This window comes from Acidovorax sp. 94 (assembly GCF_003634645.1).
Lineage (GTDB): Bacteria > Pseudomonadota > Gammaproteobacteria > Burkholderiales > Burkholderiaceae_C > Acidovorax > Acidovorax facilis.
In genome coordinates this window covers 3,864,647-3,886,726 of record NZ_RBJA01000001.1, presented here as the reverse complement: position 1 = coordinate 3,886,726, position 22,080 = coordinate 3,864,647, and the positions used below count along the sequence as shown (strand labels likewise).

The following is a 22,080-nucleotide window of genomic DNA, read 5'->3' as shown; positions in this document are numbered from 1 at the left end:
CTCTTGGTTGAAATCAGGCGTTGTCCAGGCAAGCGCTGCGGATATGGGCGGCCATCTCGTGCAGCAGGTCGGTGATGTCCGCGCGCACGCGGTTGGCGTGTGGCAGCGGCTCCCGCGTCTGCTCGTTCAGGTAGATGGCCCGGTTGATCTCGATCTGCAGGCTTTCATGACCCCGCGAAGGCGCCCCGAACCGGCGCAGCAGCTCCTGGCCTGCATAGGGGTCGTTGATGGCCACGCAGTAGCCGCGGCGGCGGAAAGCTTCGGCCACGCGCTGGGTGAATGCGCTGCTGCAGCTGCGACCGTTCAGGTCGCCCAGCACCACGTCGGCCAGCGGGCCGGGCGCCACGCGGCCCAGTCGCTCGTAGGCGTTGCTGGGCATGGAATGCAAGTTCAAGTGCCAACGCGGGCCACGCTGGGCGGCGGCCTCCAGTGCCTGCGCCAGCGCATGTTGGTATGGGCGCCAGTAGTGGGTGATGCGGTGCGCAACCTCCTGGGCCGACAGGCGGCGCGCGTAGATGAGCTGGTGCGTGGGGGTGTGGCTGGGAACCAGCCCCATGCCCAGCTCCAGGGTGCGGGCGGTAGGGGCGGTATTGCCGGGCCAGGCATCGGCCAGCATGGCGGGGTCGATGTCGTGCTCATGGCGGTTCGGGTCGATGTAGCTGCGCGCAAAGGTGGCGTGCACCAGCGTGCCGCCCACACGCGGCACGGCGTCCCACAGCCAGTGCACATGGGTGTCTTCGCACTTGCGCAGATCGGCGGTGGAGACGGTATAGCCAAAGTCGGGCGGATAGTCGGTGCCGCTGTGCGGAGAGTCGCAGACCAAGGGGATGGCGGCATCGGTGGCGGGCAGGAGCACCTGGACGGGCGCGGCGGGGAGAAGGGCTTCGGGCAGCTGCATGGTTCTCGGGAATCAAGGTGGGACAGATGGGCGAAGCGTAGGGAGCCAGGTGCCTGCGGGCAAACGACAATTTGATCTGCGCTGATAACCGGATGTAATCACCACCATGCAGTTCAAGTCCCCCTCGCTGCCCGAGTTGCACGCCTTTCTTGCGGTCTGCCAGCTTGGCAGTTTTCGACAGGCGGCGGGTGTGCTGTTCGTGACCCAGGCGGCTGTCAGCCGGGCAGTGCAGCGGCTGGAGCAGCGGCTGGAATGCACGCTGCTGGACCGCTCCGGCCCCCGGGTGCTACCCACGGCGCGGGGCCGCGAGTTTCAGCAATTGGTGGAGGCCCATGTGGCAGGCCTGGAGACCGCCGTGAGCCGGTTCGGGGTGCGTGCTTCAAAGCGTCGGCTGCGGGTCAGCGTAGTACCCACCCTGGCCACCCGCTGGCTGGTCCCACGGCTGGGCCAGTTCCACACGCTGCACCCTGACATCGAGATCGAGCTGCGGCCGTTCCACCACGATGAGAGCTTCACGCGCGACGACGTGGACCTGTGGGTCAATGTGAAGCGCCCCGGGCGCGCTTGGCCGCGCGGCATCCGTGCACGCTACTTGGCGGGGCGAGAGATCGTGCCCGCTTGCACCCCGGCGCTGGCGGCCAAGCTGCGCCAACCGCGTGATCTGCTCAAGGCAACGCTGCTGCAGCACATCAACTTTCCCGGCAATTGGGCGCTGTGGCTGCAAAAGGCCGCAGGGATAGACGTAGCCCCCGTACTGGGCCCGGGGTTTGATCTGGGCAACAACCTGATCGTTGCAGCCTGTGCGGGCATGGGGGTCACGGTGATCCAGCCCATGCTGATCGAAGCCGAACTGGCGTCGGGCCAGCTGGTGTTGCCCTTCAGCCCGGCCGTGAACACGGACCGGGGCTATTACCTGTGCAGCCGTGCAGCACTGGCCGAGAACGAAGCGGTCGCGCAGTTCACACGCTGGCTGCTGGGTGAGGCCCAGGCCAGCAGCGGACGGGCCGGCTTTTCAGCACGCGGCAGCGCGGCGCGCAAGGAGATGGCCTGACCTGCATGGGGCAGCGGGGGCACCGCTTTGCCGCAGAGGCCAGCTCAGTCCGCCGTGAGCTTGCGCTCCTTGATGATGGCAGCCCACTGGGTCGACTCCTTCTTCATGAAGGCGGTGAGTTCGGCGCGTGAGGTGGGCTGGGGCGTCAGGCCGTGCTTGTTCAGTGCGTCCTTCACGGCCGGGTCGTTCAGCACCTTGACGATCTCCTGGTTCCAGCGCTCCAGCAGCGGCACCGGCGTTTTGCCCGGCGCCACAAACGCATACCAGTTGAGCGCCTCAAAGCCCGGTAATCCCGATTCCGCCACGGTGGGGATATTGGGCAGATAGGCCGGCCGCGTGAGACCCGTGGTGGCCAGCGGGATCAGCCTGCCCGTTTCGATGTGCGGCAGGGCCGTGGGTGGGGCTGCAAAGTAGGAAGTGATGCGCTCGCCCAGCAAATCCTGCAAGGCGGGTGCCCCACCTTTGTAGGGCACGTGGGTCATGTCGATGCCCGCCCGCTGGTTGAACAGCTCGCCCGCCAGGTGCGATGCCGAGCCCGCGCCCGTGGAGGCAAAGTCAACGCTGCCAGGCTTCTTCTTGGACAGCTGCACAAACTCTGCCAGCGTCTTTGCGCCTGCAGCCTTGTGCACGACCAGCACGTTGGGGAAGTTCACGCCGCCTGAGATCGCCGCCAGGTCCTTGAACGGGTCATAGGTGAGTTTCATCAAGTGCGGCGCAATGGTGAGCGGGCCCACCGACCCGAACAGCAGCACCGTGCCGTCGGGTGCCGCATTGGCCACGAACTGGTGCGCGATATTGCCGCCTGCGCCGCCTTTGTTGTCCACCACCACCGACTGGCCGATGTTCTCACCCAGCTTCTTGGCGATGAGCCGCGCTGCCGCATCGGCCGCGCCGCCTGCGGCAAAGCCCACGACCAGCGTGACGGGCTTCTTGGGCGGGAAATCCTGCGCGTGGGCTGAGCCAGACAGTGTTGCGGCAGCGGTGGCAAGTGCCAGCGCGTTCATCAAGAGGGTGCGTTTTTTCATGGGTGTCTCCTTCATCGTGGGTGGTGTATGGATCGTTGGCTCAGTCGGCGCTCAAACCGATGGGGTGGGGCTGGCGCTTTTCCACCGCGTGGCGCAGCAGCGAAGCGGTGCGGAAAATGCCGTGCGCAAACTTGCCGTAGGGCATGGTGGCGAACAGCGCCATCACCGCGCCCAGGTGCAGGCACAGCAGCAGCGGCAGGCCTGCGGTGCCGCGCGCGGCCCACAAGGCCAGGCCGCTGGTGGCGGTGAGGAACAGCAGGGCGATGAAGGCGCGGTCCATGGGCTTTTGCGCGGCGTCGCCGTGTTGCGGGTGGCGGCGCAGGTTCAGCCGCCACAGGCCGGCCGTGCCAACGGCCAGGCTGACACCGCCCAAGCCGCCCAGCAGCTTGGGCAGGCTGGGCAGGTCATACGGTGCAGGCAAGGCCAGCAGGTAGTGGTACAGCGTGGCCACGCTGGTGGCCGCAAAACACAGCATGAAGCCGTAGAAGGTGAGGTGGTGCATGCGCCTGCGCGACAAGGTGTAGGCATCGTCCTCGTTGTGGCAGCCATCGCCATGGCCACCGTCCAGGTACTTGAGGCGCAGCACGGCATCGGTGGCCTCGGCCGTGGCGGGCGCGCTCAGCGGCGCGCCGCTGGTGGCAGGTGTGATATCGCGCCAGAAGCGGCGCACGCCCAGGCCCAGCGCCAGCACGGCGAACAGGAACACCGGCGCGAACAGGCCCACCAGCAGGTTGTGCGGGAAGATGCCGTAGAAGCCGCCCACGGGCGCGTGCCACAGCGCCGCCAGCCCTTGCCCGTGCAGCGCCACGGCCAGCAGCATGAACAGCGTGAGCCCGGCCACCAGCGCCAGGGCCAACGTGAGGCCGTTGCGCTGGTACAGCTGGCCCAGCGCGGGCGGCCAGGCGTAGTCCGCATAGGTCTGGCCGCGCACCTGGGCCATGGCCTGCGGAATGTTCACCGCAAACTCGTGCGGCGGCGCGTACTGGCAGGCGTGCAGGCAGGCACCACAGTTGTGACACAGGTTGGCGATGAAGTGGATGTCGGCCTTGCCAAACTCCAGCCGCCGCGTCATGGCCGGGAACACGGCGCAAAAGCCTTCGCAGTAGCGGCAGGCATTGCAGATCTGCAGCTGGCGCGCCACCTCGGTTTCGGGGGCCGACAGCACAATGCCGCCATTCGCCAGCGCTTTAGCGTCACGCGCCAGGGCTTCAAGCGTTTGCATCGTTTACTCCTGTTTTTATAGCTGTTTGCGCTTGTGGGATGTGCGCTGGGGCCTGTTTTGATGCCAATGCCGCCTGCGTGCCTGCAATGCGGCCAAACGCGGTGCCAATGCTCATGCCGACCCCGGCGGTGTAGCCTTTGCCCAGCACGTTGCCCGCCATCATTTCGCCAGCCACAAACAGGTTGGGGCTGGGCACGTTGCCAAAGCGCACGGCAGCGGTGTCGTCGGTGTGCAGGCCCAGGTAGGTGAAGGTGACGCCGGGCTTGAGCGCATAGCCATAGAACGGCCCGGTGTCGATGGGCCGGGCCCAGTGCGTCTTGGCGGGTGTCACGCCTTCGGTGTGGCAGTCGTCCAGCGTGGTGTGGTCGAACTGGCCCACGCGGCAGGCGGCGTTGTAGGCATCGAGCGTGTGGGTGAACGTGTCCACGGGCAGGCCAAGCTTCTGCGCCAGCTCGGGCAGGGTGTCGGCTTTCACGCCCGGGAACACGGGCGGCATGAAGCGGCCGATGGCCTTGCTGTCGATGATGGAGTAGCCGATCTGCCCCGGCTGCTGCGCCACCAGGCGGCCCCAGATGGCATAGCGCTTGGGCCAGAAGTCCTCGCCCTCGTCGTAGAAGCGCTCGCCATTGCGGTTGACCACCACGCCCAGCGACACGCAGTCGATGCGGGTGCAGATGCCGCCGTCGTACAGCGGCGCGCGGGCGTCGATGGCCACCATGTGTGCCTGCGTGGGGTCGCCAATGCGGTCCGCGCCATGGTCTTCAAGCAGATGCTTGAGCAACACGCCCTTGTTGTAGGCCGTACCGCGGATCAGGAAGTTGTCTGCTGGCCACTCGCCGCGCTCGTTCTGGCCCCAGGCCTCGCGCAGCCACTCGCGGTTCGATTCAAAGCCGCCCGCGGCCAGCACGCAGCTTTTGGAGGCAATGCGGTCGCCGTTGGCCAGGTGGGCAGCGACGAAGCGGGGGCCGTCCATCTCGATGCGCTCCACGGGCGCTTCGTAGCGAATCTGCACGCCCAGCTGCTCCGCGCTGCGGTAGTAGGCATTGACCAGCGCCTTGCCGCCACCCATGAAGAACGCGTTGGTGCGCGCCACATGGAGCGTGCCCGCCAGCGCGGGCTGAAAGTGCACGCCGTGGCGGCGCATCCAGGGCCGGCAGGTGCTCGACTCGCGGATCACCAGGCGCGCCAGGTGTTCGTTGGTGAGGCCGCCCGTTACCTTGAGCAGGTCTTGCCAGAACTCTTCCTCGGGGTAGGCATCCACCAGCACATCCTGCGGCGCATCGTGCATGCAGCGCAGGTTGCGCGTGTGGGCCGAGTTGCCGCCGCGCCAGGCGCGCGGGGCGGATTCGAGCAGCAGCACGCTGGCGCCCGCCTCGCGTGCCATCAGGGCGGCGCACAGGGCGGCGTTGCCGCCACCGATCACCAGCACATCGACCACAGCATCGCCGCTCATGGCTGGCGGCTCCAGGCGGTGCGCTGCGCGCGGGGGAATGAAGAAGGGGATGTGGGGCCCATGGGGTGTCTCCTGGCGCGGTCGCCGTGTCGTTCATCGGGGTGATGGCGACTGTAGGGAGACGCAGGCCCGCCGTGCAGCGGGTTCAGGTCATGGGGGTATCACGGATCGTGATGGCTGCGGGGTGGACGCTCAGGCGCTCGTGCCTTGTCCGCCTATCCATGTCGTGCCAAACCACTGGCCGCTCGTCACCAATTCACGCACGCAGTCCGTCAGCACCACCCGCGCGGCCAGCGCAGCGGGCGAGAGCTCTTCGTCGGGCAGGCTGCACAGCAGGTTGACGCGGCGCGCGGGCGCGTCGGTGAGGCGTGCGCACTGAAAGCGCTCGGCCGCATCGGGGTAGCGGCCCATGGCAGCCCAGGGCTGCACGGTGGAGCCCAGGCCTGCGTCCACAGCGGCCATCACCATGGCGAGCGAGTCCACCTCCAGCACCACGTGTGGCGCCACGCGGTCGCGGGCAAAGGCCGTGTCCAGGGTGCTGCGCAGGCCGTGTGGGCCGGTGGGCAGGATCAGCGGTTCTTGCACCAGCTCGGCGACGGTGATGGTTTCCGGCAGCTGCCGGCCACGGGAGTTGCCGGGGCCCTCCCCTCGGTCACGGGCGCAGATGAGGAACAGGTCTTCCTCCAGCAGCGGCGCCATGTCCCAGCGGCGCGCGCCGGTGGCCTGCTGCGCCTGGTGCAGGCGCGTGTCGAACAGCACGGCCAGGTCCAACTCGCGCGCATGCAGCATGGCCGTGAGGTGGCCCGACATGCTCTCCACCATGTGCAGCCGCACGTCCGGGTAGCGTGTGCGCATGGCCTGCATCAGTGGCAGGCCGAGTACGCCCGAAGTGGTGGGCGCCAGCCCCACGGTGACGGTGCCCGACAGCCGCGCCTGCTGCGCCGCGCGCACGGCCTGGTCGGCATGGCGCAGGGTGAGCTGCGCCTCGCGAAAGAACGCCAGCCCCGCCTCGGTGGGCGTGACGCCGCGCGGCGTGCGCTGCAGCAGGCGCGTGGCCAGCTCGCTCTCCAGCCGGGTGATTTGCTGGCTCAGCGCGGACTGCACCACGTCCAGGTCCAGCGCAGCGCGGCTCATGGAGCCTTGCTCCACCACACGCACGAAATAGCGCAGTTGTCTCAGTTCCATGGGCGTGCCTCAGGGTGCGTGGCGTGACTCGGATGCAGGGCGGTCAACAGGGTGGTGGAAAGGCAGGGGAAGCATTGGTTTGAAGCAAAATTGCCATCTGGCGCTGGTCCATCCATCGCTGAAAGCTATCATTTTTGTAGTAATTGCCTCGGTGGCGTTCGGGGCGTCAGCAGGCTGGCATCGTCCGTCTGCGGCTTGCCAGAGTGTGCCGCAGACCCGCTCAGATGCCATTGGGCAGGTGCGCCGCCAGCGCCTCGCGCATCCAGCGCGCGATGAGCTGCTGGCGGTCGCGCGGCATGCGGTCCACGGTCGATGCCACGCTGATCGCCGCCACCGGTTCGCCCGCTGCGTTGCGCACGGCCATGCCAGCCGCCAGCACGCCCTGCGTGGCGTGGTTGCCCACCACCGACCAGCCGCGCTCGCGCGTGGCGCGCACCAGGATCTGCAGTCGCTCGGGCGTCATGCCGCCGTAGCGCGGCAGCTCTTGCGCGTTGGCGTCGATGCAGGCCTGCATCTCGGCATCGGGCAGCGCCGCCAGCAACGCCAGGCCCGCAGCGCCCACGCCCAGCGGCTGGCGCGTGCCCACCTGGATCACCAGGATCTGCACCGGGTGCGTGCCCACATGGCGTGCAATGCAGTGCGAGGTGGGGCCTTCGCGCACGATGGCAAAGGCGGCGTCACCACAGGCGCGACTCACACGCTCCAGCACGGGCTTCAGGCGCATGGCCAGGTTGGGCTGGCCGGCGGGCTCGGCCACAGCAGCCAGCCGGGGGCCTGCTATGTATCGGAAACGGCCCCGTTGTGCGACGTAGCCGCTCTCCAGCAGCGTGGCCAGAAGGCGGTAGATGGTGGCGCGCTCCAGCGCGGCTGCACGGCACAGGTCCACCACGCGCGCGCCGTCACGGCCGTGGGCCAGGACCGCGTCCAGCACCTGCAAACCCCGGCGCAGAGTGCGGCTGCCGGGGTCGTCGGCCGGCTCGTCGGGGGTGCGTGTACTCGCACGTTCGTCCGGCTGCCGGACGTTTGAATTCGCAGGTCGGGAGGGCATGGGAAAGAATTTGTTCGTCAACGCAACCAGTGCGCAGTGTGCCGCAGAGCACGCAGCAGGGCGCCACGACGGCATTTTTCCAAGAACCACCGGAGACAGACACCATGAGCCCACACACCCCCGCCGCGCTGGGTCAGCGCAAAGCTTCGCCATCCCTGCCGCGCCGCGCCCTGCTGGCGCTGGTCGCCACCCTGGCCTGCGGCGCCGCCATGCCATTGCAGGCACAGCCCAATGCCTCGGGCTGGCCCGCCAAGCCGGTCAAGCTGGTGGTGGGCTATGCAGCGGGCGGCGCCACGGACGTGATTGCGCGCCTGGTGGCCGTCAAGCTCGGCGACCAGCTGGGCCAGCCCGTGGTGGTGGACAACCGCGCCGGTGCCAACAGCAACGTGGGCGCCGAGGCCGTGGCGCGCGCGCCGGCCGATGGCTACACGCTGTACGTCTACACCATCGCCAACACCATCAACGCCACGCTGTACCCCAAGCTGGGCTACGACCCGGTCAAGGACTTCGAGCCCATCGGCATGATCGCCAAGATTCCGAACATCCTGGTGGTCAACCCCAAGCTGCCCATCAAGAACCTGGCCGACTACGTGCGCTACGCCAAGGAGTCCAAGGACGGCATCACGTTTGCGTCGTCGGGCAGCGGCTCGTCCATCCACCTCTCGGGCGAGATGTTCAAGATGCAGTCCAAGCTCAAGATGCTGCACGTGCCCTACCGGGGCAGCGCACCCGCCGTCACCGACCTGCTGGGCGGCCAGGTGGATTCGATGTTCGACAACACGCCGTCGGCCCTGCCGCATGTGCAGGCGGGCAAGCTGCGCGCCATTGCCATCACCAGTGCCCAGCGCTCCCCCCTGTTGCCGGATGTACCCACGCTGGCCGAGTCGGGCTATGCTGGCTTTGATGTGCAGTCGTGGTTTGGCCTGGCCGCACCGGCGGGCACACCGCGCGCCGTGGTCGAGCAGGTCAACATCGCATTGAACAAGGTGCTGGCCCAGCCCGAGGTGCGCACGCGTCTGCAGGAGCTGGCCGCCACGCCCGACGGTGGCACCCCCGACAAGATGCGCCAGTTTGCCGCCGCCGAGATCAAGCGGTGGCGCGAAGTGGTGAAGGAGTCCGGCGCATCGGCCGAGTGACAGATCACCCACACAACATCACCTCTTTCATGTTCCCCATCGACTTCTTCTGGCGGGCCGCCCAGCGCTGGCCTGACCGCATTGCCATCGACGCGCCCGAGGGCGCCATCCGCTACGACGCGCTGGCCGCCCGCGTGGCCGCGCTCGCGGCGGGCTTTACGGCCATCGACCCCACCCCCCAAAGCCGCGTGGGCATCTGCGCGGGCAACAGCGCCGACCACATCGCCGCGCTGCTGGCCGTGCTGGCCTGCGGCAAGGTGTGGGTGCCGCTCAACCCCAAGAGCACGCGGCCCGAGATCCGCCGCATCATCGACGCCACCGAGCCCACCCTGCTGGTGCTGGACGCCGCGTGCGCCGACCTGCTCGAAGGCGCGCCCGGCGCCCGCGTGCTGACTGGGGCGCCGGCCACCGAGGACGCCACCACGCTGGCGAGCCTGGCCGCTGCGCACGCTGGCGCACCCCGCCCGCAGCTGGACCTGCCGGACGACGCCACCCAGGCCATCAAGTTCACCGGCGGCACCACGGGCGCACCCAAGGGCGTGATGCAGCCATACCGCGCGTGGATGGCCAATGTCACCAACCAGATCCATGCCTGGGGCTTTGACGAGCACGAGCGCTACATCGTGGCCGCACCCATCACACACGGCACCTCCACGTACATCCTGCCTATCCTGGCGCAGGGTGGCTGCCACGTGGTGCTGGCCGGCGCGGGCGCCGAGGCGGTGCGCACGGCCTTCCGCGAGCGCGGCGGCACCGTGTGCTTCATGCCGCCCACGCTGGTCTACATGCTGATGGCGCTGCCCGGCGCGTCGCGCGCGGACTTTCCGCGCCTGCGCCGATTGATCTACGGCGGCGCGCCCATGCCGCCCGACAAGATCCGCCAGGTGCGCGAGTTCTTCGGCCCGGTGCTGGGCACCACCTACGGCCAGACCGAGGCGCCGCAGATCCTCACCGTGCTGTGCCCCGAGGATTTCGAGGACGAGCGCAATCTGGCCTCGGTGGGCCGCACCACCTGGTGCAGCGACGTGGCCATCATGGCGCCCGATGGCCGCCTGCTGCCTCCGGGCGAAGTGGGCGAGGTGGTGGCGCGCGGCGACCTGCTGATGACCGGCTACTGGCGCCTGCCCGAGAAGACGGCCGAGACCCTGGTGAACGGCTGGCTGCACACCGGCGACCGGGGTCTGATCGACGAGCGGGGGTTTCTCTACCTCAAGGACCGGCTCAAGGACATGGTGATCACCGGCGGCTTCAACGTCTACCCGGTGGACGTAGAGAACGCGCTGGGCCAGCACCCTGCTGTGCACGAATGCACCGTGTTCGGACTGCCCGACGACAAATGGGGCGAGACCGTGCAGGCCGCCGTGCAACTGCGCACCGGCGAGCACGCGAGTGAGGCCGAGCTGATCGCCTTTGTGCGCGAACGCCTGGGCCCGGTGCAGACCCCCAAGCGCATCCACTTTCACGAGAGCCTGCCGCGCTCGCCCGTGGGCAAGGTGCTCAAGTCTGCCGTGCGCGATGCGGCCCTGGCTGGTACGGCCACTGCCTGAACGAAGGAACCCATTTCATGACCCACCCTGCTTCCAAGACCCCCGTCACCCGCCTGTGCACCCACACCCTCACCAGCCTCCATTACCGCGATGCGGACCTGGTCGAGGACCTGATGGGCAAAAAGACCTTCACCGAGGTGATGCTCATGCAGATCCTGGGCCGCACGCCGCGCGGCGTGGACCTGCGCATCACCGACGTGGTGCTCATCGTGCTGATGGAGCACGGCCTCACGCCCAGCGCCATTGCCACGCGGCTCATCTACATGAGCGCGCCCGAGAACCTGCAGGGCGCCGTGAGCGCGGGCCTGCTGGCCGTGGGCAGCTCCTTCGTGGGCACCATGGAGAACTGCTCGGGCCTGCTCGACCGCATTGCAGCGGCGCAAGACCCTGGGGCGGAGGCGCTGGCCATTGCGCGCCACTACAAGGGCCTCAAATCCCCCGTGCCCGGCTTTGGCCACCACCTGCACAAACCGGTAGACCCGCGCGCCTACAAACTGCTGGAGATGGGCCGTGCCGAGCCGGAGCTGCAGGGCGACAAGATCCGCGCGCTGGAGACGCTGTCCAAGGCCGTCGATGAGGTGGCAGGCCGCCCCATCACCATCAACGCCACGGGCGCTGTGGCCGCGCTGTTGGGCGAGATCGGCGTGCCCACGGCCGTGATGCGCGGTTTTGCCGTGATCTCGCGCGCGGCCGGACTGGTGGCGCACATTGTGGAAGAGCAGCAGAGCCCCTCGGGCCGCTTCATCTGGGACACGGTGGAGCACGCCATTCCCTTCGTTGGCGGCAGTGCCGGCCAGGGCACGGACGCATGAGCGCGCAGCCAGGCCATCATCCCGCCCTGCCGCTCGACCTGTCGGGCCGCGTGGTCTTCGTGGCAGGCGGCGGGTCCGCCGGCCCGGGCTGGAGCATTGGCCGCGCCGCCTGCGTGACCTACGCGCGCCTGGGTGCCAGCGTGTGTGTGGTGGACCGCGACGCAGCCTCGGCCGAAGAGACCACGGCGCTCATCCATGCCGAGGGCGGAACGGCCGCAACTCTGGTGGGCGACGTGGCCGACGCGGCCGATGTGCAGCGCCTGTTTGCCGAGGCACGCGAGCGCTTTGGCGGCGCCATCGATGTGCTGCACCACAACGTGGGCATCGGCAAGACCGGCGGCCCGCTGGAGACGAGCGTTGAAGACTTCGACCGCATCCATTCCGTCAATGTGAACAGCCTGCTGCTGGCCTGCCAGCAGGTGCTGCCCGCCATGGTGGAGCGCGGGCGGGGTTCCATCATTGCGATCTCGTCCATCGCGGGCATGCGCTACCTCGGCTACCCGCACCTGGCCTATGGCGTGACCAAGGCGGCCGTCACGCACTTCACACGCATGGTGGCGCAGCAGTACGCGGGCCAGGGCGTGCGCGCCAACACGGTGGTGCCCGGGCTCATCGACACGCCGCGCATTGCCACCACGGTGGTGAAGATGTTCTCGGACACCAGCCTCGACGAGGCCCGCGCCGCGCGCGCCCGGCAGGTGCCCATGGGCCGCATGGGCACGGTGTGGGATGTGGCGCATGCCTGCGCCTTCCTTGCCAGCGATGCCGCCGCCTACGTGACCGGCACCGAGCTGGTGGTGGACGGGGGCATCACCGGCAAGTTCGTGTAAGGCAGGTTCAGAACGTATGCACCACACCGGCGGAGATGCCGGTGGCCGTGGCCTTGTTCGCCGCGCCCTGGAAGCCGCTGCGCCAGCGGGTGTTGTCCAGCTCGGCATACACCTTGGTGCGGCGCGATAGCTTGTATTCGGCAAACGTCACCAGGCGGCCATAGCCGTCGTCGGCGGAGCCGGTGCGCGAGCGGTCCACCTTGTAGTAGGCCGCCGTCAGATCGAACAGGGGCGTGACGGACCAGGTCGCGCCTGCCGAGAACACGCGCTGCACCGTGTGTTTGCCGACCGCTGTCTCGGCCTCGCTGCGTGCCGCGTTGGCCGCCAGGCGCACGGTGTTCCATTGGTAGGCCGCGCCCAGGGTGGCTCCGTCCAGGGTGCGCTGGTTCGTGTCCTTGAAGGTCTGGAATGCGCCCGACAGTGTGACGCCGCTGGCCGCATAGGCCATGCCGACCCCGCGCGACGACAGGGCCGATGTCTTTCCAGCCACTTCACCCGTGCCCAACATCGCCCGTGCGGTGAGGCCGCCAAATCGCGCTGTGTACTTGATCGCGTTGTCCAGCCGGTACGAGCCTGATGTGGACCCCGCACTGCCGAACTCGATGCCCAGGCCATGCTGGCTGAGCGCGGCCACGCCGATGCTGGGGTTGAAGCTGGCAAAGCGCATGCCCAGCGGGTCCACGGGCGAGATGGCATCCGCCAGTGTGGTGGTCTGGCGGCCCAGGGCCAGCGTGCCCCATCCGCCCTCCAGACCGACCCAGGATGCGCGATCAAAGGTCTTGCTGGCGTTGGTAGAAGCGCCGGTGTCGGCGTTCAGTCCGCTCTCGAACTGAAACAGCGCCTTGGCACCGCCCCCCAGGTCTTCGCTGCCGCGAAGCCCCCAGCGGCTGGTGGTGTGTATGCCGCTGCCCAGGCTGTGCGACGAACCTGGGGCTGCCGCATTGGCCGCCGTGAGGCCGCTGCCGTGGCGCAGCCCCAGGTCCACGGTTCCATACAGCGTGACGCCGCTGGTTTGTGCCGCGATGCAACTGCTGGCCAGTGCGGCACAAAGCGCACCGATGTTGCCTATTCTTTTTCTCATAGATGTCTCCTGCCTGATTGAAATCTGAAAGGGGTGCGAGGGTATTTCTGGGGCCTCAATCGGGGGTGAGCTGGGCTTTGTGCACCACGCCCTTCCACTTGGCGATCTCCTGGCGTACGGTCAGGGCCAATTGCTCGGGCGTGCTGGGGTCCACCACGGCGCCTTGTTCTTCAATGCGCCGTGCCACGTCCTTGTCGGCCAGGGCAGTGTTGAGCGCTTTGTTGAGCTGGTCGATGACGGGCCGGGGCGTTTTTCCAGGGGCAAACAGGGCATACCACTGCGTGATCTCGACGCCTTTCACGCCCGCCTCTTCGAGCGTGGGTACATCGGGCAACAGCGATGAACGCTTGGGGCCTGCCAGCGCCAGGGCGCGCAGCTTGCCGTTCTTGACGTGGGGGTAGGCTGAGAACAGGCTGGGGAACATGACCTGGGTCTGCCCGGCCATGGTGTCATTCATCGCGGGCGCGGCACCCCGGTAGGGGACGTGGGCCATCTGCGCACCGCTTTCCAGCTTGAAAATTTCGGCGGAGAAGTGCGGGGCTGTGCCGTTGCCGGCCGAGGCGTAGTTGAAGTCCTGGGGCTTGGCTTTGGTCAACGCCACCAGCTCGCCCACCGACTTGGCTGGCACCTTGGGGTGAACCACCATGAGCGTGGGCGAGTAGCTCACCATGCCAATGGGCTCGAACTGCGTGATGGGGTCGTAGCGCAGCTTTTGCAGCGCAGGGCTCATCCCGTGGGTGCCGATGTAGCCAAAAAGAATCGTGTGACCATCGGGCGCCGCGCGGGCCACAAACTCCGCCGCAATGGCACCGTTGGCACCCGCCTTGTTCTCCACAATGACCTGTTGCCCCAGCAGGGTGGACAGCTTGAGCGCTACCACGCGCGCCATGCCATCGTTGCCACCGCCAGCGGCGGTCGGCACCACGAGCGTGATGGGCTTATCGGGATAGGCCGCATGTGCCAGGGTGGGGATCATTTGCACAGCGGTGGCGAGGGCCGCCGCGGTGAGCAGGGTGCGGCGTGCGCGCGATGGCGCAAAGTGTTGGCGAATCATTTTTTTGTCTCCTGTCATCCAAAGGGTTGGGGTGTGAAATCAGTGGGTGAATGCGTTTTCTGAAACGAACAGCGTGCCCTCCAGAATTTTTCGCGCCGTGCGAACCAGCGCGGCCTGCACCAGCTTGAATTGGCCGTCCACTTCGGTGAGTTCCACGTCTACATGAATGCGGCCGGCGGGGTGCAGCACTTCCACACGGCGTGTGCCTGCAATGGCGTGCTGCAGGGAGTCGGTGATCACCGTGCCTGGCAGCACGTGGGCAGCAGCCACGCCAATCGCACCGGTCACGGCGTGTGAGCGGTGGCAGCGGTGGGGTGTGAAATAGCGCGAGACGACGCTGCCCGGTTGATCGCCCGCAGACACGATCACGGGCTTGGGCAGCACGCTGTTCGATACGTCGCCCATGCCCATGCGCAGACCGGCTTCGCACCGCAATGCTTCCAGCCTGGACAGCAGCTCGGCATTGGCATCCAGCTCCGCAGGGCTCTCGTTGCCACGCAGGTCCAGGTCGGCTGCGCGCACCAGCACCATGACCTGTGCTGCGTCGATACAGGTGACCTGCAGGCCGTGGATGGTGTCGATGCGCTGGCCGGTCGGGAAAATCTGGCCCGTGACGGCGCCCCAGGCGTCCAGGAAGTTCATCAGCACCGGTGCCGCAGTGCCCTGCACGCCGTCAATATGCACATCGCCGTCGTAGTGCACGCGTCCGCCAGCGGTACACACATGCACATCAATGCGTGAACGGGTGTTGACGTTGTAGACCCGTACCGTGGTGGTGTTTCCATGGCCGGAAGCGGGCACCAGCCCCTGCTCGATGGCAAAGGGCCCCACGCCCGCCAGCATGTTGCCGCAGTTGGGCCGCGTGTCCACGCGGGCCTCTTCCACACTGACTTGGGCGAAGAGGTAGTCCACATCGCAGTCGGCATGTACCGACCTGGAAACGATCGCCACCTTGCTGGTCAGCGAGTTTCCTCCGCCCAGGCCGTCAATCTGCAATTCATGCGGCGAGCCCAGCGCGGCGATCAGGGTGCGGTCGCGCGCCGCAGGGTCTTGCGGAAGCCAGTCGGCCAGGAAGAACGGCCCCCGGGAAGTGCCGCCACGCATCAGAACGCAAGGAAGGTTGTAGCTCATGGGTCGGCATGGTGCGACGCTTCATCTGTTCTGTGAATTGCATTGTTGACAATGATTGATGCATGCAGCGCAATAGGCTATGAGCCCTTGTACATGGTGAAATCACGTTCGTGAATTGCAATGTTCTGATCGTTTGATGCGTGCTGCGCAACAGCGAAACGTCTTGAAAGCCCATGCCCATGAACAACAAATTCGATCTTGCTGACATCCAGGCCTTTGCCGCGGTGGCTGAGCTGCAGAGCTTTCGTGCTGCGGCCGAGGCGATCCACTTGTCGCAGCCTGCCTTCAGCCGTCGCATCGACAAGCTCGAAGAAGCCCTGGGCGTGCGCCTGCTTGACCGCACCACCCGCCGTGTCACGCTCACGGCCGTGGGCCGTGACTTTGCGCGCAAGACCCGCGTGTGGCTGGATGACCTGGACGGCATGCTCATGGGCCTGGGCGACGTGGCCGCGCGCCGCATGGGCGAGGTGACGATTGCCTGCGTGCCGTCGGCCGTGTATTACTTTTTGCCGCAGGTGGTCAAGCGCTACCACGAGCGGTTTCCGAAAATCCGCGTCAAGGTGCACGATGCCAGCGCCAACGAGGTGCTGGTGGCCGTGGCGCAGGGCGATGCGGACTTTGGCCTCAATTTCATCGGCAGCCAGGAGGCCGAGATCGAGTTCAAGCCCGTGTTGGCCGAGCGCTTCGTAGCCGCCTGCCGACGCGACCATGTGCTGGCGCGGCGCAAGAAGGTCACCTGGGCAGAGCTGGGCCAGCACGACTTCATGTCGGTGGGCAAGACCTCGGGAAACCGTCTGTTGATGGACCTGGCGCTGGCCAACGTGCCCGACCGCCCCCAGTGCCTGTACGAGGCCAAGCACGTGACCACGCTGCTCGGCCTGGTGGAGGCGGGCCTGGGCGTGGCTGCCGTGCCCAGCCTGGCCATGCCGGGCAAGGACCATCCCACGCTGGTGAGCATTCCGCTGATCGAGCCCGTGGTGACGCGCCAGATGGGGCTGATCAAACGCAGAGGCAAATCGCTGTCGCCCGCTGCGCAGCAGCTCTATGACCTGCTGGTGGCTACGCGTTCTGTGCGCCCACGCAGTGCTGCCACGGCGCAAAAAATACAATCGGGGCAATGACTGCCAATACCAAACCGCCCAAACAACGTGTTGTCGTGGGCCTTTCGGGCGGAGTGGACTCTGCCGTGACCGCCCACCTGCTCAAGCAACAGGGCCACGAAGTCGTCGGCATCTTCATGAAGAACTGGGAAGATGACGACGACAGCGAATACTGCTCGTCCAACATCGACTTCGTGGACGCCGCCGCCGTGGCCGATGTGATCGGCATCGAGATCGAACACGTCAACTTCGCAGCCGACTACAAGGACCGCGTGTTTGCCGAGTTCCTGCGTGAGTACCAGGCGGGCCGCACGCCCAACCCAGACGTGTTGTGCAACGCCGAGATCAAGTTCAAGGCTTTTCTGGACCATGCCATGCGCCTGGGCGCGGAGAAGATCGCCACGGGGCACTACGCCCGCGTGCGTCAGAACCCATCCTCCGGCCTGTTCGAGCTGCTCAAGGGGCTGGATCCCTCCAAGGACCAGAGCTACTTTCTGCACCGCCTGAACCAGGCGCAGCTGTCCAAGACGTTGTTCCCGGTGGGCGAGTTGCACAAGACCGAGGTGCGCCGGATCGCCGAGGAGATTGGCCTGCCCAATGCCAAGAAGAAGGATTCCACGGGCATCTGCTTCATTGGCGAGCGGCCGTTCCGCGAGTTCCTGAACCGATACATCAGCCATGAGCCCGGCCCCATCCTGGACGACCGGGGCCGCAAGCTGGGCCAGCATGTGGGCTTGTCGTTCTACACCTTGGGCCAGCGCCAGGGCCTGGGCATCGGCGGAATCAAGGAGAAGGGCGCACAGCGTGGCGGCGGCGAGCATGCGCCCTGGTTTGTGGCCCGCAAGGACCTGGCCAGGAACACGCTGCGCGTGGTGCAGGGGCACGACCACCCCTGGCTGCTGTCCTCCGCCCTGGATGCGCAAGATGCCAGCTGGACGTCCGGCCACCCCCCTGTGCCGGGGAACTATGCCGCCAAGACCCGCTACCGGCAGCAGGACGCCGCGTGCACCGTCGTCAGTGCGGACGGCGCGGGTTTTCAGCTGCGTTTCCCACAGGCGCAGTGGGCGGTGACGCCGGGGCAAAGTGCGGTCTTGTACGACGGGGAGGTCTGCCTCGGGGGCGGGGTCATTTTTGGTGCGACAGACTGAAACATCTGGGAAACATTAGCCCTCTAGCCGATTGTGGTGCACCCCCACAAATGGGGTTTTCTAATTAATTAAGACTATGGATTGACTAATCCAAATAGTAAATAATTAATTCTTGTGGCGTGACACCCACAAACTTCTACGTAGTTACCGCCAGTTGAACTAAGTTGACCTTTGGTTCGTCGCCACAAGCGTCATTTGTCACGGCGTGGCTTCTAGAATTCCCGAAAACGCTGTTTGAAACCACATGTATCAAAAAATGCACGTGGTAAACCCTTAGTTCATCTTGCTGACGGCCGTCAAAAACGGGCCCGAAGCTTGCTCGTGCTTGCACCATGTCTCATATTGTTTCCATGCCTTCGAGCCCCGACATCGCCGCGCACCTGGTCCGGCAGCAGTGTTCGGTGCAATGGCGAGGGTTTTTCCAGGCTCTTGCGGCGGAATTTGTCGCGGCCCTGCCACCGGAAGACCTTCGCGCGCTGATGTTCCGGGTGGGCGCGCGGTTTGCGGCAGACCATCCTTTGCCAGCGTGTGCCACTGTGGAAGACCTGCAGCGCAGCATGACGGCGGTCTGGACGAGCATCGACTGGGGCTGGGTCGATTTGACGCAGGAAGTTGCACAGTTGAACATCCACCACAGCCTCTCGCCCGTATCTGCTGCATTCGGGCCGGACCACGTGCAGTGGTCGGGTGGTTTCCTCGAAGGGGTCTACCAAAGCTGGTTCGACCAAGCGGGTGCCGGGCAACTCAAGGTGGTGCAGTGCGTACCTGCAGATGCCTGGGGGTGTGTACACCTTCAGCTGTCGCGCTGAGCACCGGGTATCGGATCTATATGTTGCGGCATTGGCGGTGACCCATGAAACACTCAGACGACATCGTGAACCTCTTTCAGCAGTTTGGGGCCAAGGCAGACCCCTACCATGAGCTGGCCCGCAAGCAGGAGCACCAACTCTCCAACGAGCGCTGGCCCCTTGTTTCCGCCGTGCGCAATGCCGTGGCCGATGACGTGCCCTCGGTAGACCGAAGCGCCGGTACCGCTGCGGCGCCGCTTCCCCAGCAGGCTCAGGCCTCCGCTTCGGCGCGACCAGAGCCCGTTGTGGCAGTGCAGCGTACTGCACCCGTCGCCGCCGAGTTGCCCCGCCCGGTGGCCGCGCCCGCAGCAGTAGCGGCAGACCGTCTGCCGCCAGCGGCTGCGCTGGCCTCGCGTTCCCCCCTGGCGGGTCTTGCGGGCCTGCGTGGACAGGCTGCGCCGACTGTTGCTGAAGAGCAGGCCGTGCACCAGGAGTCCTTGCCGGTGGACCTCCCATCGGTTTTTGCGCGTCTGGCGGGTGCTCCCGTGGCCGCCGGCGCTGCGCCAGCGCCCGCCTGGCAGCCTCGCAAGGGCCACCTATGAAAGTGATTGCCATCGTTTCTGCCAAAGGTGGCGTGGGCAAGACGACCCTGACTGCCAACCTGGCCACCGCACTGCAGCGCGAAGGTGTTGCGACGTTGCTGGTGGTGGACATGGACCCCCAGAATGCGCTGGGCTTGCATTTCGGCGCCGATCCCCGTTCTCTGGCCGGCGTATCCCGCGCCAGCCTGGCAGGCGAAGACTGGGGCTCGGTCTGCGTGCAAAGCCCATCGGGTGTGCATGTGCTGCCCTATGGCGTGGTGAACGAGTCTGACCGCGTGGCTTTCGAGCGGCACCTGGACGCACACCCGAACTGGCTGGAGCAGCAATTGCAGGGCCTGGAACTGCCGGAGGATGCCGTGGTGCTGATCGACACGCCGCCGGGTCCTTCTGTTTATATGCAGCAGGCGCTGTCGGCGGCCCAGGTGGTGGTGGTGGTCAGCCTGCCCGATGCGGCATCTTATGCGGCGCTGGCCCTGATGCAGCGGCTGGTGCACACCTATTGCACACCGCGCCCTGATTTTTCCGAAACGCTGTACGTGCTCAATCAGGTGGACGGCGCGCGCCAGTTGTCCAAAGACATCACGCGTGTGATGCAGGACAACCTGGGTGAGCGTCTGGTGGGCGTGGTCCATGAAGACCAGGCGGTGCGCGAGGCGCTCGCCTACGACCAGAGCGTGCTGGAGTATGACCCCCAAGGCCAGGCGGCCGATGACCTGCGCAAGTGCGCGCGCGTCCTTGCGCAGCGCCTGCGACTGCCACTGGCTGGAGCCGCGCAATGAGTATCGACCAACGCCCGCAGGCCGACGAGGTAGCTGACGCCGATTCCCACAGTCCCCAGGCACACTGGCGCACCGTGGTGCATGCCATCACCGGGTGGGATCTGTGGCAGCACCCCGTAGCGCGTGTCGCGGCTGTGGTGTTCAGTGCCTTGCTGATGGGGTTGGTCATCAGCGTACCGCTGGATCTCCAGGGGCAGATTCTCTTTTCGGTGGGTTCGTTTGGTGCGGCCTTGCTGCTGAGCAGGACCCCCGGCCGCCTGTCCACGCTGGCAATGATCGTGCTGTCGATCTCGGCCTCGTCGCGTTACATCTACTGGCGTTTTACCGACACCATCGGCTTTACCAACTGGCTGGATGCGGCATTCGGCTATGGCCTGGTGCTGGCAGAGCTGTATGCCTTTGCGGTGCTGCTCATTGGCTACTTCCAGACGGCGTGGCCCCTGCAGCGCCGCCCGGTTCCCATGCCCCAGGACATCAGCACCTGGCCCAGCGTGGATGTGTTCATTCCGACCTACAACGAGCCGCTTGAAGTGGTGCGCCAGACGGTGTTCTCGGCCATGAGCCTGGACTGGCCCGCCGATCGCCTGCACGTGTATGTGCTCGACGACGGCCGCCGTCCCGAGTTCCGTGAGTTCTGCGAAGAGCTGGGCGTCGGCTACCTGATCCGCGACAACAACCACCACGCCAAGGCGGGCAACATCAACGCGGCGCTCAAAGTCACGAGTTCCGAATACATCGCCATCTTTGACTGTGACCACATCCCCACGCGTTCCTTCCTGCAGGTCTGCATGGGCTGGTTCTTCAAGGACACCAACCTGGTCATGCTGCAGACGCCGCACGTGTTCTTCTCACCCGATCCGTTTGAGCGCAACCTGGACACGTTCCACCGGATGCCCAACGAGGGCGAGTTGTTCTACGGCATCGTCCAGGACGGCAACGACCTCTGGAACGCGTCGTTCTTCTGCGGTTCTTGCGCCATCATCCGCCGCAAGGAATTGCTGGAAGTGGGTGGCATTGCGGTAGAAACCGTGACCGAGGACGCCCACACGGCGCTCAAGCTCAGCCGCCTGGGCTACAACACGGCTTACCTCGAAGTGCCTCAGGCTGCGGGCCTGGCCACCGAGAGCCTTTCCGGCCACGTAGGCCAGCGCATTCGCTGGGCGCGGGGCATGGCGCAGATCGCGCGTACCGACAACCCGCTCTTTGGCAAGGGTCTCAAGTTCGGCCAGCGGCTGTGCTACCTGAATGCGATGCTGCATTTCTTCTACGGACTGCCGCGCCTGGTGTTTCTGACTGCACCGCTGGCCTACCTGTTCTTCGGGGCCCACGTGTTCCAGGCCACGGCGCTGATGATCACCGCCTATGCGCTGCCCCACCTGGCCCACGCCAGCGTGACCAACTCCCGCATCCAGGGGCGCTTTCGCCACTCGTTCTGGAATGAGGTGTACGAGTCAGTGCTGGCCTGGTACATCATGCGCCCGGTGATCGTTGCCTTCATCAACCCCAAGCTGGGCAAGTTCAACGTGACGGCCAAGGGGGGCGTGATCGAGAAAGCCTATTTCGACTGGACCATTGCACGGCCTTATGTGGTGCTGTTGGTGATCAATCTGGTGGGTTTTGCGGTGGGGATCTGGAAGCTGTTCTCCTCCGCAGGCGACGAAACCACCACGCTGGTCATCAACATGGTCTGGACCACCTACAACGTCATCCTGCTGGGCGCCAGTGTGGCGGTGGCCAGTGAGACGCGCCAGATCCGTGGCACACCGCGCGTGGCGGCTGCCCTGCCCGCTGTCATCCGCTTTGATAACGGCCGCACGCTGGTTTGCAAGACCGAAGATTTCTCGCAGCACGGGCTGGGCCTGTCCGTTCCGGCGGACAGCGACATTCCCATGGGCAGCCGCCTTTCCGTGTCGCTGTTCCGGTCCGACGAAGAAGGTGTTTTTCCGGCCGTTGTCACGTTCAGTGGCAAGGGGCGTCTGGGCGTGAAGTTCGACAACCTCAGTCTGCGCCAGCAGGCCGAACTGGCATCGCTGACCTTTGCACGGGCGGATGCCTGGATTGCCACTTGGGGCACGGGCCAGCGCGACAAGCCGCTGCGCTCGCTCTGGAGCGTGATTGCGATCGGAGTGCGCGGCATGGGACAACTGACCGTCTCCGCCGTCAAGTCCCTCAAGCCCCGTTAAGCCTTTC

General features: G+C 66.2%; 20 protein-coding genes. 11 read left to right on the top strand and 9 right to left on the bottom strand.

Going from position 1 to position 22,080, the window contains the following annotated elements; genetic code table 11:
- Positions 1-13: 13 nt before the first annotated feature.
- Positions 14-898 (bottom strand): N-formylglutamate amidohydrolase, encoded by an 885-nt coding sequence (locus C8C94_RS17870; RefSeq protein ID WP_121421660.1) that lies wholly within the window; start codon positions 896-898, stop codon positions 14-16.
- 106 nt (positions 899-1,004) lie between these two features.
- Here C8C94_RS17870 and C8C94_RS17865 point away from each other — a divergent pair, with 106 nt between their 5' ends.
- The gene (locus C8C94_RS17865; protein WP_121421659.1) at positions 1,005-1,949 is read left to right on the top strand and encodes a LysR substrate-binding domain-containing protein; all 945 of its coding nucleotides are present in this window, start codon (positions 1,005-1,007) and stop codon (positions 1,947-1,949) included.
- 44 nt (positions 1,950-1,993) lie between these two features.
- Here the strand turns inward: C8C94_RS17865 and C8C94_RS17860 are convergent, their stop codons facing one another.
- The 5 genes from C8C94_RS17860 to C8C94_RS17840 all read right to left on the bottom strand — a co-directional run bounded on the left by C8C94_RS17860 (position 1,994) and on the right by C8C94_RS17840 (position 7,882).
- Positions 1,994-2,974 carry a tripartite tricarboxylate transporter substrate binding protein gene (locus tag C8C94_RS17860; protein ID WP_121422950.1) on the bottom strand — a complete coding sequence of 327 codons (981 nt, stop codon included), beginning with the start codon at positions 2,972-2,974 and terminating at the stop codon, positions 1,994-1,996.
- Between the two features lie 40 nt (positions 2,975-3,014).
- Entirely contained in the window at positions 3,015-4,196 is a 1,182-nt protein-coding gene (tcuB, locus tag C8C94_RS17855) for a tricarballylate utilization 4Fe-4S protein TcuB (RefSeq protein ID WP_121421658.1), read from the bottom strand.
- Entirely contained in the window at positions 4,183-5,649 is a 1,467-nt protein-coding gene (gene tcuA, locus C8C94_RS17850; RefSeq protein ID WP_121421657.1) for an FAD-dependent tricarballylate dehydrogenase TcuA, read from the bottom strand. Before tcuA ends, tcuB begins: the two co-directional genes overlap by 14 nt.
- A gap of 192 nt (positions 5,650-5,841) precedes the next feature.
- On the bottom strand, positions 5,842-6,834 hold the full coding sequence (locus C8C94_RS17845) for a LysR substrate-binding domain-containing protein (RefSeq protein WP_121421656.1): 993 nt from the start codon (positions 6,832-6,834) through the stop codon (positions 5,842-5,844).
- A gap of 220 nt (positions 6,835-7,054) precedes the next feature.
- Entirely contained in the window at positions 7,055-7,882 is an 828-nt protein-coding gene (locus C8C94_RS17840; protein WP_121421655.1) for an IclR family transcriptional regulator, read from the bottom strand.
- A gap of 104 nt (positions 7,883-7,986) precedes the next feature.
- Between C8C94_RS17840 and C8C94_RS17835 the strand changes: the two genes are divergently transcribed.
- Genes C8C94_RS17835 through C8C94_RS17820 form a run of 4 tightly spaced genes read left to right on the top strand, consistent with a single transcriptional unit; the run spans position 7,987 to position 12,207 of the window.
- A complete protein-coding gene (locus C8C94_RS17835) occupies positions 7,987-9,018 on the top strand; it encodes a tripartite tricarboxylate transporter substrate binding protein (RefSeq protein WP_121422949.1) in 1,032 nt (343 codons plus the stop codon).
- Between the two features lie 29 nt (positions 9,019-9,047).
- Positions 9,048-10,565 (top strand): class I adenylate-forming enzyme family protein, encoded by a 1,518-nt coding sequence (locus C8C94_RS17830; protein ID WP_121421654.1) that lies wholly within the window; start codon positions 9,048-9,050, stop codon positions 10,563-10,565.
- A gap of 17 nt (positions 10,566-10,582) precedes the next feature.
- Positions 10,583-11,377 (top strand): citryl-CoA lyase, encoded by a 795-nt coding sequence (locus tag C8C94_RS17825; RefSeq protein WP_121421653.1) that lies wholly within the window; start codon positions 10,583-10,585, stop codon positions 11,375-11,377.
- A complete protein-coding gene (locus C8C94_RS17820; protein WP_121421652.1) occupies positions 11,374-12,207 on the top strand; it encodes an SDR family NAD(P)-dependent oxidoreductase in 834 nt (277 codons plus the stop codon). Before C8C94_RS17825 ends, C8C94_RS17820 begins: the two co-directional genes overlap by 4 nt.
- 7 nt (positions 12,208-12,214) lie before the next feature.
- Here the strand turns inward: C8C94_RS17820 and C8C94_RS17815 are convergent, their stop codons facing one another.
- From C8C94_RS17815 to C8C94_RS17805, 3 genes are read right to left on the bottom strand one after another with little or no spacing between them, the layout of a single operon-like run.
- Entirely contained in the window at positions 12,215-13,288 is a 1,074-nt protein-coding gene (locus C8C94_RS17815) for a porin (RefSeq protein ID WP_121421651.1), read from the bottom strand.
- Positions 13,289-13,343: 55 nt separating this feature from the next.
- Entirely contained in the window at positions 13,344-14,342 is a 999-nt protein-coding gene (locus tag C8C94_RS17810; protein ID WP_370449749.1) for a Bug family tripartite tricarboxylate transporter substrate binding protein, read from the bottom strand.
- Positions 14,343-14,381: 39 nt separating this feature from the next.
- Positions 14,382-15,473 (bottom strand): 4-oxalomesaconate tautomerase, encoded by a 1,092-nt coding sequence (locus C8C94_RS17805; protein WP_121421650.1) that lies wholly within the window; start codon positions 15,471-15,473, stop codon positions 14,382-14,384.
- A 179-nt stretch (positions 15,474-15,652) separates the two neighbouring features.
- Between C8C94_RS17805 and C8C94_RS17800 the strand changes: the two genes are divergently transcribed.
- The 6 genes from C8C94_RS17800 (at position 15,653) to bcsA (ending at position 22,073) form a co-directional block, all read left to right on the top strand.
- Positions 15,653-16,594: a LysR family transcriptional regulator gene (locus C8C94_RS17800; RefSeq protein WP_055398073.1), complete on the top strand. Its 942-nt coding sequence runs from the start codon at positions 15,653-15,655 to the stop codon at positions 16,592-16,594.
- The gene (gene mnmA / locus C8C94_RS17795) at positions 16,591-17,721 is read left to right on the top strand and encodes a tRNA 2-thiouridine(34) synthase MnmA (protein WP_121421649.1); all 1,131 of its coding nucleotides are present in this window, start codon (positions 16,591-16,593) and stop codon (positions 17,719-17,721) included. The genes C8C94_RS17800 and mnmA overlap by 4 nt, the downstream gene beginning before the upstream one ends.
- Positions 17,722-18,053: 332 nt before the next feature.
- Positions 18,054-18,530: a cellulose biosynthesis protein BcsD gene (gene bcsD / locus C8C94_RS17790; RefSeq protein WP_233573507.1), complete on the top strand. Its 477-nt coding sequence runs from the start codon at positions 18,054-18,056 to the stop codon at positions 18,528-18,530.
- A 44-nt stretch (positions 18,531-18,574) separates the two neighbouring features.
- A complete protein-coding gene (gene bcsP / locus C8C94_RS17785; protein WP_121421648.1) occupies positions 18,575-19,111 on the top strand; it encodes a cellulose biosynthesis protein BcsP in 537 nt (178 codons plus the stop codon).
- On the top strand, positions 19,108-19,890 hold the full coding sequence (gene bcsQ / locus C8C94_RS17780) for a cellulose biosynthesis protein BcsQ (RefSeq protein ID WP_055400301.1): 783 nt from the start codon (positions 19,108-19,110) through the stop codon (positions 19,888-19,890). Before bcsP ends, bcsQ begins: the two co-directional genes overlap by 4 nt.
- Positions 19,887-22,073 (top strand): UDP-forming cellulose synthase catalytic subunit, encoded by a 2,187-nt coding sequence (gene bcsA, locus C8C94_RS17775; protein ID WP_055400303.1) that lies wholly within the window; start codon positions 19,887-19,889, stop codon positions 22,071-22,073. The genes bcsQ and bcsA overlap by 4 nt, the downstream gene beginning before the upstream one ends.
- The last annotated feature ends 7 nt before the right edge of the window (positions 22,074-22,080 follow it).

Coding starts and splice junctions, on each gene's coding strand:
- C8C94_RS17870 (WP_121421660.1), bottom strand. CDS start 898: ATGCAGCTGCCCGAAGCCCTTCTCCCCGCCGCGCCCGTCCAGGTGCTC.
- C8C94_RS17865 (WP_121421659.1), top strand. CDS start 1,005: ATGCAGTTCAAGTCCCCCTCGCTGCCCGAGTTGCACGCCTTTCTTGCG.
- C8C94_RS17860 (WP_121422950.1), bottom strand. CDS start 2,974: ATGAAAAAACGCACCCTCTTGATGAACGCGCTGGCACTTGCCACCGCT.
- tcuB (WP_121421658.1), bottom strand. CDS start 4,196: ATGCAAACGCTTGAAGCCCTGGCGCGTGACGCTAAAGCGCTGGCGAAT.
- tcuA (WP_121421657.1), bottom strand. CDS start 5,649: ATGAGCGGCGATGCTGTGGTCGATGTGCTGGTGATCGGTGGCGGCAAC.
- C8C94_RS17845 (WP_121421656.1), bottom strand. CDS start 6,834: ATGGAACTGAGACAACTGCGCTATTTCGTGCGTGTGGTGGAGCAAGGC.
- C8C94_RS17840 (WP_121421655.1), bottom strand. CDS start 7,882: ATGCCCTCCCGACCTGCGAATTCAAACGTCCGGCAGCCGGACGAACGT.
- C8C94_RS17835 (WP_121422949.1), top strand. CDS start 7,987: ATGAGCCCACACACCCCCGCCGCGCTGGGTCAGCGCAAAGCTTCGCCA.
- C8C94_RS17830 (WP_121421654.1), top strand. CDS start 9,048: ATGTTCCCCATCGACTTCTTCTGGCGGGCCGCCCAGCGCTGGCCTGAC.
- C8C94_RS17825 (WP_121421653.1), top strand. CDS start 10,583: ATGACCCACCCTGCTTCCAAGACCCCCGTCACCCGCCTGTGCACCCAC.
- C8C94_RS17820 (WP_121421652.1), top strand. CDS start 11,374: ATGAGCGCGCAGCCAGGCCATCATCCCGCCCTGCCGCTCGACCTGTCG.
- C8C94_RS17815 (WP_121421651.1), bottom strand. CDS start 13,288: ATGAGAAAAAGAATAGGCAACATCGGTGCGCTTTGTGCCGCACTGGCC.
- C8C94_RS17810 (WP_370449749.1), bottom strand. CDS start 14,342: ATGATTCGCCAACACTTTGCGCCATCGCGCGCACGCCGCACCCTGCTC.
- C8C94_RS17805 (WP_121421650.1), bottom strand. CDS start 15,473: ATGAGCTACAACCTTCCTTGCGTTCTGATGCGTGGCGGCACTTCCCGG.
- C8C94_RS17800 (WP_055398073.1), top strand. CDS start 15,653: ATGAACAACAAATTCGATCTTGCTGACATCCAGGCCTTTGCCGCGGTG.
- mnmA (WP_121421649.1), top strand. CDS start 16,591: ATGACTGCCAATACCAAACCGCCCAAACAACGTGTTGTCGTGGGCCTT.
- bcsD (WP_233573507.1), top strand. CDS start 18,054: ATGTCTCATATTGTTTCCATGCCTTCGAGCCCCGACATCGCCGCGCAC.
- bcsP (WP_121421648.1), top strand. CDS start 18,575: ATGAAACACTCAGACGACATCGTGAACCTCTTTCAGCAGTTTGGGGCC.
- bcsQ (WP_055400301.1), top strand. CDS start 19,108: ATGAAAGTGATTGCCATCGTTTCTGCCAAAGGTGGCGTGGGCAAGACG.
- bcsA (WP_055400303.1), top strand. CDS start 19,887: ATGAGTATCGACCAACGCCCGCAGGCCGACGAGGTAGCTGACGCCGAT.